The organism is Saccharopolyspora tripterygii (genome assembly GCF_054778355.1).
This window is the reverse complement of sequence record NZ_BAAGZP010000055.1, coordinates 1-10,625: the sequence shown is the minus strand read 5'-3', so window position 1 is coordinate 10,625 and position 10,625 is coordinate 1. Positions and strand designations below refer to the sequence as shown.

The 10,625-nt window shown below is 69.2% G+C and carries 9 protein-coding genes; 8 read left to right on the top strand and 1 reads right to left on the bottom strand.

Annotation, left to right across the window (positions count from 1 at the left end; genetic code table 11):
* Positions 1–56: 56 nt before the first annotated feature.
* Positions 57–1,523 carry a helix-turn-helix domain-containing protein gene (locus ACYVF3_RS32305; protein WP_461158077.1) on the bottom strand — a complete coding sequence of 489 codons (1,467 nt, stop codon included), beginning with the start codon at positions 1,521–1,523 and terminating at the stop codon, positions 57–59.
* Between the two features lie 119 nt (positions 1,524–1,642).
* On the opposite strand from ACYVF3_RS32305, the gene aceA reads away from it, so the two are divergent.
* The 8 genes from aceA to mmsB all read left to right on the top strand — a co-directional run bounded on the left by aceA (position 1,643) and on the right by mmsB (position 10,556).
* Positions 1,643–2,956: an isocitrate lyase gene (gene aceA / locus ACYVF3_RS32300; protein ID WP_461158076.1), complete on the top strand. Its 1,314-nt coding sequence runs from the start codon at positions 1,643–1,645 to the stop codon at positions 2,954–2,956.
* A gap of 245 nt (positions 2,957–3,201) precedes the next feature.
* Positions 3,202–4,248, top strand: coding sequence for an NAD(P)H-dependent flavin oxidoreductase (locus ACYVF3_RS32295; RefSeq protein ID WP_461158075.1), 1,047 nt, complete (start codon positions 3,202–3,204; stop codon positions 4,246–4,248).
* 57 nt (positions 4,249–4,305) lie between these two features.
* Positions 4,306–4,971: an MOSC domain-containing protein gene (locus ACYVF3_RS32290; protein WP_461158074.1), complete on the top strand. Its 666-nt coding sequence runs from the start codon at positions 4,306–4,308 to the stop codon at positions 4,969–4,971.
* A 114-nt stretch (positions 4,972–5,085) separates the two neighbouring features.
* Complete coding sequence (locus ACYVF3_RS32285) at positions 5,086–5,607, top strand: EF-hand domain-containing protein (RefSeq protein ID WP_461158073.1); 522 nt, start codon at positions 5,086–5,088, stop codon at positions 5,605–5,607.
* 208 nt (positions 5,608–5,815) lie between these two features.
* Complete coding sequence (locus ACYVF3_RS32280) at positions 5,816–7,315, top strand: CoA-acylating methylmalonate-semialdehyde dehydrogenase (protein ID WP_461158072.1); 1,500 nt, start codon at positions 5,816–5,818, stop codon at positions 7,313–7,315.
* Between the two features lie 59 nt (positions 7,316–7,374).
* Positions 7,375–8,538: an acyl-CoA dehydrogenase family protein gene (locus ACYVF3_RS32275; protein WP_461158071.1), complete on the top strand. Its 1,164-nt coding sequence runs from the start codon at positions 7,375–7,377 to the stop codon at positions 8,536–8,538.
* 46 nt (positions 8,539–8,584) lie between these two features.
* The gene (locus tag ACYVF3_RS32270; RefSeq protein WP_461158070.1) at positions 8,585–9,619 is read left to right on the top strand and encodes an enoyl-CoA hydratase/isomerase family protein; all 1,035 of its coding nucleotides are present in this window, start codon (positions 8,585–8,587) and stop codon (positions 9,617–9,619) included.
* 49 nt (positions 9,620–9,668) lie between these two features.
* A complete protein-coding gene (gene mmsB, locus ACYVF3_RS32265; RefSeq protein ID WP_461158069.1) occupies positions 9,669–10,556 on the top strand; it encodes a 3-hydroxyisobutyrate dehydrogenase in 888 nt (295 codons plus the stop codon).
* Positions 10,557–10,625 lie beyond the last annotated feature (69 nt).

Below are 10,625 nucleotides of genomic sequence, written 5' to 3'. Positions count from 1 at the left end.
GCCATCGGAGGCCAACCACCCATCACCCGACTGACCAACCTCCCCGAACACCACACTTAGCCCTGGTGGGCCTCCACGAAGGCGTAGACGTCGGCCTCGTCGACGCCGGGGAAGGTGTCGGCGGGCAACGCGGCCAGCACGTGCGAGTGCGCTCGGGCCGACGGCCAGACCATGCCCTCCCAGCGGCTGGCGAGCTCGGCCGGCGGCCGCTGGCAGCACTCGCCGTTCGGGCAGCCGGACTTGGAGTGGTTGTTGGTGTCGCGGCCGCGGAACCAGCGCGACTCGGTGTAGGGGACGCCGAGGGTGATCGCGAAGTCCCGGCCGCGGCTCGGGTCGACGTGCCCGACGCACCAGTGCGTGGCACCGGGCTTGTCGGTGTACTGGTAGTAGGTCGAGTAGCGGTCCGGCGAAGCGAAGACCTGGCGCCCGGCCCAGTACCGGCACATCCGCTGGCCCTCGATCGCGCCCGTCGGGTCGGTGGGGAACGCCAGCCCGTCGTTCTCGTAGGCCTTGTGGATGATGCCCGTCTCGTCGTTGCGGACGAAGTGGCAGACCAGGTCCAGGTACTGGGTGGCGAGGTTGGTGAACCGGTGCGCGGCCATCTCGTAGGACACCGAGAACACGTCGCGCAGGTCCTCGACCGCCAGGTCGCGCTCCGACTTGGCCTCCTGCAGGAAGGGGACCGCGGTCTGCTCCGGCACCAGCACGGCGGCGGCGAAGTAGTTGGCCTCGACCCGCTGCCGCAGGAAGTCGGCGAAGTCGCGCGGCTGGTTGTGGCCCAGCGTGAGGTGCCCCAGGGTCTGCAGCAGGATCGTGCGCGGGCTGTGCATGCCCAGGGATTCGCGCCGCAGGAAGATCCGGCGGTTCTTCATGTCGGTCACCGACCGCACCGAGCGCGGCAGGTCGGTGACGAACTTCAGCCCGAAGCCCATGTGCGTGGCGATGGACTGGATCATCCCCTCCGACAGCGGACCACCGTGGTAACCGACTCGCTTGAGCAGGTCGCTGGCGGCCTTCTCGATCTCGGGGAAGAAGTTGTTGTGGCGGCGCATCATGCCGCGCAGCTCCGCGTTGGCCTTGCGCGCCTCCTCCGGAGTGGCGACCTTCTGGGTCTCCCTGCGCCGGAGCTCCTCGTAGAGCGCCAGCACGTGTTCGAGGGCCTCGGTGGGCAGCCGCTTGCCGACCTTCAGCGGAGGCAGGGACAGCCGCTGGTAGATCGGGTCGAGCTGGGCCTTCTCCACCGCGATCTCGAGCTCGGCGCGCCGGTTCGGGGCCTTCTTGGACAGCAGTTCGTCGACGGAGGTGCCCAGCGCGTCGGCCAGCGATCGCAGCAGCGACAGCTTCGGTTCGCGGTGGCCGTTCTCCAGCAGCGAGAGCTGTGACGGCGCTCTCCCCACGCGGTCGCCGAGCTCAACAAGAGTCAATCCGGCGGCTCGGCGCAAGTGCCTGAGCCGCTGACCAAAGACCAGAAGGTCGTGTTCCGTAGAAAAACTACGGTCTTCTTCGCTGGCGAACTCCGTCATGGCGTTGATGCTAGCAGAAAAATCCTGAAAATTACCTAGGAAATCTGGCCCAGTTTCGCTTGGCAGGTTGCAATATTGATTGCAGCAGGTCGCCAGCGATCCCGGAAGGGGAAAAAATCATGAGCATCCGCGAGCAGGCGAAGAAGGCCGCTGAGGAGCTGCAGCGCGAGTGGGACACCAGCCCGCGCTGGAAGGGTGTCGAGCGCACGCACTCGGCCGGGGACGTCGTCCGCCTCCGCGGCTCGGTGCAGGAAGAGCACACCCTGGCCCGACAGGGCTCGGAGCGGCTGTGGAAGCTGCTGCACGAGACCGACTACGTCAACTCGCTGGGCGCGCTGACCGGTAACCAGGCGGTCCAGCAGGTCCGCGCCGGCCTCAAGGCCATCTACCTGTCCGGCTGGCAGGTCGCCGCCGACGCCAACCTGGCGGGCGAGACCTACCCGGACCAGTCGCTGTACCCGGCCAACTCGGTCCCGCAGGTCGTGCGCCGGATCAACAACGCCCTCAAGCGCGCCGACCAGATCAACTGGGCCGAGGCGCTGGACCCGGAGGGTGGCGCCATCGAGGGCGAGGACACCCACTGGCTCGCCCCGATCGTCGCCGACGCCGAGGCCGGCTTCGGCGGTGTGCTCAACGCCTACGAGCTGATGCGCGGCATGATCTCCGCCGGCGCCGCGGGCGTGCACTGGGAGGACCAGCTGGCCTCCGAGAAGAAGTGCGGCCACCTGGGCGGCAAGGTCCTCATCCCCACCAGCCAGCACGTCAAGACGCTGAACGCGGCCCGTCTGGCCGCCGACGTCTCCGGTGTGCCGTCGCTGGTCATCGCGCGTACCGACGCCGAGGCCGCGACGCTGCTGACCAGCGACATCGACGACCGCGACAAGCCGTTCCTCACCGGTGAGCGCACCGCCGAGGGCTTCTACAAGGTCAACAACGGCATCGAGCCCTGCATCGCCCGTGCCAAGGCCTACGCGCCGTACTCCGACCTGATCTGGATGGAGACCGGCACGCCGGACCTGGAGATGGCCCGCAAGTTCGCCGAGGCCGTCAAGTCCGAGTACCCGGACCAGATGCTGGCCTACAACTGCTCGCCGTCGTTCAACTGGAAGAAGAACCTGGACGACGCGACCATCGCCAAGTTCCAGCGCGAGCTGGGCCACATGGGCTTCAAGTTCCAGTTCATCACCCTCGCGGGCTTCCACGCGCTGAACTACAGCATGTTCGACCTGGCCAAGGGTTACGCCACCGACGGCATGAGCGCCTACGTCGAGCTGCAGGAGAAGGAGTTCGGCTCGGAGGACCGCGGTTACACCGCCACGCGCCACCAGCGCGAGGCCGGTACCGGTTACTTCGACACGATCAGCACTGCAATCAACCCGGACTCGTCGACCACCGCGCTGGCCGGTTCGACCGAGACCTCGCAGTTCCACTGATCGTGTGGTTGATGGTGGCCGGCGCGCCTGCTGCGCCGGCCACCCCCTGAACGCACCAGCGGCCCTGTGGCGGGGTGTCGGAAAAATCGCAATGGTGCGAGTGAGCGGGAACCCAAGGCGTCGGGTTCCCGCTCACTTCTTTTGTGCCCTGATCCGGTGAAACCGGGTCGGGCGCGGGCGGAACGGTGGTTCGGGAACTCCGAACACCGGTGCTGGGGCGCGTTGTTCGGAGGTAGCGTTCAAGGATGATCGTGGAGTCGAGGGTGCCGCTGGTCGCGGCGCCGATGGCCGGCGGGCTCAGCACTCCGGAACTGGCCGCGGCGGTGAGCGAGGCAGGGGCGCTGGGGTTCCTCGCCGGCGCGATGCTCACCGAGGACCGGCTGGCGGAGCAGATCTCGCGGATCCGGTCGCTGACCGGCGAGCCGTTCGGGGTGAACCTCTTCGTGCCCAGCGACCGGCGGGACGTCGACCTCGACGGCTACCGCGCGCGAGTCGCGGAGGCCGGTGCGCGGCACGGGGTCGAGCCGGGTTCGGCCGACTGGGACGACGATTCCTACCCGGCGAAGGTGCAGCAGCTCGTCGAGGCGCGGATCCCGGTGGTGTCGTTCACCTTCGGGCTGCCCGAAGCGTCCACCGTGGACGCGTTGCACGCGGCGGGCTCGGAGGTCGTGATCACCGTGACCACCGCGGACGAGGCGCGGCAGGCGGCGCGGGTGGGCGCTGACGCGGTGTGCGTGCAGGGCATGGAGGCCGGTGGGCACCGCGGCGTGTTCCACGACGACCCCGAGCAGCCGGGCGGTGGCCCGATGCTCGGTCTGCTGCCCGCGATCCGCTCGGTGCGCGCGGCGGTGGACCTGCCGATCATCGCTGCGGGCGGCCTGGTGCACGGTGCCGACGTCGCGGCCGTGCTGACCGCCGGAGCGGTCGCAGCTCAGCTGGGCACCGCGTTCCTGGTCTGCGACGAGGCGGGAACCGCGGCGGTGCAGCGGGACCAGATGGCCGACGGCCAGCGTTGGACCGACGTCACCCGCGCTTTCAGCGGTCGTCCCGCGCGCGGTCTGGTGAACCGCTTCATGGTCGACAACCCTGACGCCCCGGCCGCGTATCCGCAGGTGAACAACCTCACCAAGCCGGTGCGCGGAGCGGCGGGCAAGGCCGGTGACGCCGAGGCGATCTCGATGTGGGCAGGTCAGAGCTACGCCCAAGCCCGCCCCATGCCCGCAGCCGACCTGGTCGGGCTGCTGCGCGAGGAGGCTCGCGCGGCGTTGCGGGCCACCACCGGGCGACTGTGACGTGCGCTGCCGGAAAATCGCTGTGGTCGTCCCCGCTCCTCCCGTAGTTTGGCGCTCATGAGCGTGGTGTCGTCGGTGAACGTGGCCCTCCTGCGGACCGGGGAATGGGCCGGTCGGCTCGGCAAGACGGGGATCGACAAGCGGCCGGTCGACGGGCCGGTCCGGTTCACCGAGACCGGGGTCGACGGCGATGCGGTGTGCGACACCGACCACCACGGCGCCTGGTACCAGGCCGCCTACGCCTTCGACGGCGAGGAGCTGACCTTCTGGTCGGCCGAGCTGGGCAAGGATCTGGTGCCCGGCAACGCGGGCGAGAACCTGACGCTGTCCGGTGTGGACAGCTCCGCGGCGCTCGTCGGTGAGCGTTGGGAGATCGGTGGCGCCGTGTTCCGGGTGACCGGTTCGCGCCAGCCGTGCCGGGTCTTCGCCGGTTTCTGGGACGTGCCGGGCCTGGTCAAGAAGTTCACCCAGCACGGGCGCACCGGTGCCTACCTCGCGGTCGAGCGGGCGGGTGAGGTCAGCGCGGGCGATCAGCTGCGCGTGCTGTCCCGGCCCGAGCACGGGGTGCGGGTCGACGAGCTGTTCGCGCTGCTCATGCACAACCGCGAGGACCGGGCCGAACTGGCCGAGCACGTCGCGGGCTGCCTGCCGGACCTGCCCGAGCAGTGGCGCGAGTACGTCGCGGGCAAGATCGACACGTTCCGCTCCGCCGCGCGGGCCTGACCCGTCGTCGACACGCTGCGTCATCAGCGGCGACGGGAATGATCACTCGCACGCCCGGTGGAACGCCCGACCGGGCTGTTGCCGCCATCGTGACGCCCCTGCCAGGTTGGTTCGATGGCGAGCGACTTGCAGCGGAAGAAGGCCTCCGTCGTGTTCACCGCGATGGACGTCAACGACGACGGGTTCTTGGAGCGCGCTGATTTCGAGGCGCTGACCGACCGATGGGCGCGCATCCGCGGTGGGGACGGGTCGGATCGGTTGCGCGAGATCATGATGCGCTGGTGGGACGCGTTGAGCGCGACCGCCGACGAGAACCGCGATCAGCGGATCACGCAGGAGGAGATGCTGGCCGCGGTCGAGAACCTGGGCGCGATGCTCGACCTGGTGACGGCGACCGCGGAGTCGATGTTCGAGGCGGTGGACGAGGACGGCGACGGCCGGGTGACCGCGGCCGAGTACGCCCGCATGATCCAGGCGTGGACGGGGCGGGAAACGCCGACCGGCCTCGGGTTCGCCCGGCTCGACCTCAACGGTGACGGAGTGCTCCGGAAGTCGGAGTTCGTGACCCACTGGGTGGAGTTCTGGGTCGGCGACGACGGCGAGAAGCCCGGAACTCATCTCTTCGGGGAGGCCTGACCGGCGCTCGCGCGCCCGGGCCCGCAGGTCCTTCGCGCCCACCCCCTCTCCTCCGCAGGTGGATAAAACGGCGTGAAGTGCGCAGAATCGATACTGTGACGGGTCACACCCTGTTGCGCGCGCGTTCCCTGTGGGAAAAATTTGGTCTACAAACAGTTTGGCTTCCTAGTATTTTTCGGTGGCCGGTTCGGCGGAGGTGCGGTGCGAGATGACAGGCGAGCTGGAGCACTTCATCGGAGGTAAGCGAGTACCGGGGACCTCCGGTGCCTTCGGTGACGTGTTCGATCCCAACACGGGCCAGGTGCAGTCCCGCGTCCCGCTGGCCTCGGCCGACGAGGTCACCGCGGTCGTCGACAACGCGGCCGCGGCGCAGCCGGCGTGGGCCGCGACGAACCCGCAGAAGCGGGCGCGCGTGCTCATGAAGTTCGTGCAGCTGGTCAACGACGAGATGGAGGACCTGGCGCGGCTGCTGGCCTCCGAGCACGGCAAGACCGTCCCCGACGCCAAGGGCGACATCCAGCGCGGTCTGGAGGTCGTCGAGTTCGCGATCGGCGTCCCGCACCTGCTCAAGGGCGAGTACAGCGACAGCGCCGGAACCGGCATCGACGTCTACTCGCTGCGCCAGCCGCTGGGTGTGGTCGCGGGCATCACGCCGTTCAACTTCCCGGCCATGATCCCGCTCTGGAAGGCGGCCCCGGCGATCGCCTGCGGCAACGCCTTCGTGCTCAAGCCGTCCGAGCGCGATCCCTCGGTTCCGCTGCGGCTGGCCGAGCTGTTCATCGAAGCCGGGCTGCCGCCGGGGATCTTCAACGTGGTCAACGGAGACAAGACGGCCGTGGACGCGCTGCTGACCGAACCGCGCGTCGAGGCGGTCGGCTTCGTCGGATCCTCCGACATCGCCCAGTACATCTACTCCACGGCCGCTGACCACGGCAAGCGGGCGCAGTGCTTCGGCGGCGCCAAGAACCACCTGATCGTCATGCCCGACGCCGACCTCGACCAGGTCTGCGACGCGCTCATCGGCGCCGGCTACGGCTCGGCGGGGGAGCGGTGCATGGCGATCTCGGTCGCCGTGCCCGTCGGCGAGGCCACCGCGAACGCGTTGCGGGACAAGCTCGTCGAGAAGATCCAGGACCTCAAGATCGGCACCAGCTTCGAGGCCGACGCCGACTTCGGCCCGCTGGTGACCAAGCAGGCCTGGCAGCGGGTGCAGGACCTGGTCGGCGTCGGGGTCGACGAGGGCGCGGAGCTGGTGGTCGACGGGCGCGGCTACTCCAAGCCCGGGCACGAGGACGGCTTCTTCACCGGCGCCTCGCTGTTCGACCACGTCACGCCGCAGATGCGGATCTACCAGGAGGAGATCTTCGGCCCGGTGCTGTCGATCGTGCGCGCGGCCGACTACGAGGAAGCGGTGCGGCTCCCCAGCGAGCACGAGTACGGCAACGGGGTGGCGATCTTCACCCGCGACGGCGACGCCGCGCGCGAGTTCGTCAACCGCGTCAACACCGGCATGGTCGGCGTGAACGTGCCGATCCCGGTGCCGATCGCGTACCACACCTTCGGCGGCTGGAAGCGGTCCGGATTCGGCGACCTCAACCAGCACGGCCCGGACGCGATCCGCTTCTACACCAAGACCAAGACGGTCACGTCCCGCTGGCCCTCCGGACTCAAGGAAGGCGCCAGCTTCACCATCCCGACCATGCACTGATCGTGCGGGCGGGACCCGGTGATCCCGGGTTCCGCCCGACTGCGCGAGGAGGAGGCGACGTGTCCGTCGCAGCAGTGGCGAGTTCGCCGTTCGAGCTCACCGATGACCAGCGCGCCATCCGGGACACCGCGCTGGAATTCGCCCAGGAGCAGCTCGCCCCGCACGCCGTGGAGTGGGACCAGGAGAAGCACTTCCCGATCGAGGCGCTGCGCGCCGCCGGTGAGCTGGGCATCGGGGGCGTCTACATCGACGAAGCCCACGGTGGCAGCGGGTTGAGCCGGTTCGACTCGGTGCTGATCTTCGAGGCGCTGGCCACCGGGGATCCCTCGATCGCCGCCTACATCTCCATCCACAACATGTGCGCGGGCATGATCGACCGCTTCGGCACCGACGCCCAGCGGGCGCGCTGGTTGCCGCAGCTGTGCACGATGGAACGCCTGGCCAGCTACTGCCTGACCGAACCCGGAGCGGGCTCGGACGCCGCCGCCCTGCAGACCCGCGCGGTCCGCGACGGCGACGACTACGTGATCACCGGGGTCAAGCAGTTCATCTCCGGCGGCGGCAGCTCCGACGTCTACGTCGTGATGGCCCGGACCGGCGAACCCGGCCACAAGGGCATCTCGACCTTCGTCGTGGAGGCCGGGGGCGAGGGCATGTCCTTCGGTGCCAACGAGAAGAAGATGGGCTGGAACGCCCAGCCCACGCGCCAGGTCATCTTCGACGGCGTCCGCGTCTCCGCCGACCAGCGCCTCGGCGACGAGGGCATCGGGTTCCGCATCGCGATGGCGGGACTCGACGGCGGCAGGCTCAGCGTCGGGGCGTGCTCGCTCGGCGGAGCGCAGTCCGCGCTGGACAAGTCGCTGGAGTACGTGCGGGAACGCAGCGCGTTCGGCTCCAAGCTCAGCGAGTTCGAGGCCCTGCAGTTCAAGCTCGCCGACATGGCCACGGACCTGGAGGCCGCGCGGCTGCTGCTGTGGCGGGCGGCCTGGGCGCTCGACACCCAGGACCCGACGGCGACACGATCGTGCGCGATGGCCAAACGACTGGCCACCGACGTGGGTTTCACGGTCGCCAACGAGGCACTTCAGATCCACGGTGGATACGGATACCTTGCGGAATACGGCCTGGAGAAGATCGTCCGCGACCTGCGGGTGCATCAGATCCTCGAAGGCACCAACGAAATCATGCGGCTGATCATCTCCCGCGGTCTGCTGGCGGCCTGACCGCTGCCGCGGGGGCAGCACCCTGCACAACGATGGAGTTCGCACCATGACTGAGTCCGAGATCCTGGTCGGCGAGCACGGCGCGCTCGGGCGGATCACGCTCAACCGCCCGAAGGCGCTCAACTCGCTGACCCTCGGCATGGTCCGGGAGATGACCGAGGCGATCGAGCGGTGGCGGCACGCCGAGCACATCCGCGCGATCATGATCGACGGAGCGGGCGACCGCGGGTTGTGCGCCGGAGGCGACGTGCGCGCGCTGCACGACGCGGCCAAGGCGGGCGACGAGTCGCTGCCCGCGGCGTTCTGGTCCGAGGAGTACCGCCTCAACTCGGCGCTGGCCAACTACCCGAAGCCGGTCGTGGGGATCATGGACGGCATCTGCATGGGCGGTGGTGTCGGCATCACCGCGCACGGCTCGCACCGGGTGGTCACCGAGCGCTCCAAGGTCGGGATGCCCGAGACCGGCATCGGGTTCATCCCCGACGTCGGTGGCACCTACCTCATGTCGCGCGCGCCCGGTGAGCTCGGCACGCACCTCGCGCTGACCGGCGGTGCGGTCGGCGGTGCGGACGCCCTCTACTGCGACCTGGCCGATCACTACGTCGACAGCGTCCGGCTGCCCGAGATCGTCGAAGACCTGGCGAGCGGGGACGTGGACGAGGTGCTGGCCCGCTTCGCCGCGCCGGTGCCCGAGCCGTCGCTGGCCGAGCACCGCGAGTGGATCGACGCCGCGTACGAGGGATCCGATGTCGAGACGATCCTCGCCCGGCTGCGGGAACGGCCCGAGCAGGCCGCGAAGGAGGCGGCGAACGCAGTCGAGTCCAAGTCGCCGACCGCTCTCAAGGTCACGCTGCGCGCCCTGCGCAGCGGGTACGGATCGCTGGAGCAGGCGCTGACGCAGGAGTACCGGCTGGCCATGGCGTGCGTGCGGATCGGCGACTTCGTCGAGGGCGTGCGGGCCACGCTCGTCGACAAGGACCGCAACCCGCAGTGGTCGCCCACCACGTTGTCCGAAGTGGACGAATCCCGGGTGCAGAAGTTCTTCGAGCCGGTGTCCGACGAGCCGAACCTGTTCGGCTGAGCGCGGATCGCCGGGTCTTGGCGGAAGTTCGAGCAGAAAGGTTGTGACAATGGCTGTCATCGGTTTCATCGGGCTCGGTCACATGGGCGGTCCGATGTCGGCGAACCTCGTCAAGGCCGGGCACACCGTGCAGGGCTACGACCTCGTCCCGGCCGCGCTGTCGGCCGCAGCCGACAGCGGCGTGACCATCGTGGGCTCGATCGTCGACGCGGTCAGCGGAGCCGACGCGGTGATCACCATGCTGCCCAGCGGCAAGCACCTGCTGGACGCCTACGACGACGTGCTGCCCCACGCCGCCGAGGGCGCTCTGCTGATCGACTCCTCCACGGTGGACGTGGCCGACGCCAGGGCGGCCCACGAGCGCGCCCAGGCAGCCGGGTTCGGCAGCATCGACGCACCCGTCTCCGGTGGCACGGCCGGCGCCGAGGCGGGCACGCTGACGTTCATGGTCGGCGGTTCCGAAGCCGACTTCCACCGGGCCGAGGGCGTCCTGGAACCCATGGCGCGCAAGGTGATCCACTGCGGTGGTCCCGGCAACGGCCAGGTCACCAAGATGTGCAACAACCTGATCCTCGGGGCCTCGATGATCGCGGTCAGCGAGGCGTTCGTGCTCGGCGAGCGCCTCGGCCTGTCGCACGAAGCGCTCTACGACGTCGCGTCGATCTCCACCGGTCAGTGCTGGGCGCTGACGACCAACTGCCCGGTGCCCGACCTGGTGGAGACCAGCCGCGCGAACCGCGACTACGAGCCGGGGTTCGCGGCGGCCTTGATGCTCAAGGACCTCAACCTGGCGCTGTCCGCGGCGGAGCAGTCCGGCACCGACGCGTCCGTCGGACGCCTCGCCACGGAGCTCTACCGCCGCTTCAACGAGGAGGGCGGCGGCGGCCAGGACTTCGGCGCCATCATCAAGTCGATCCGGGAGCACTCCGGATCCTGACCGGTACCTCTCAGAGCCTGTTCCTGAACTTGATCTTGGGTGGTGGGTGGGTGCGGGCATGAGAAGGGA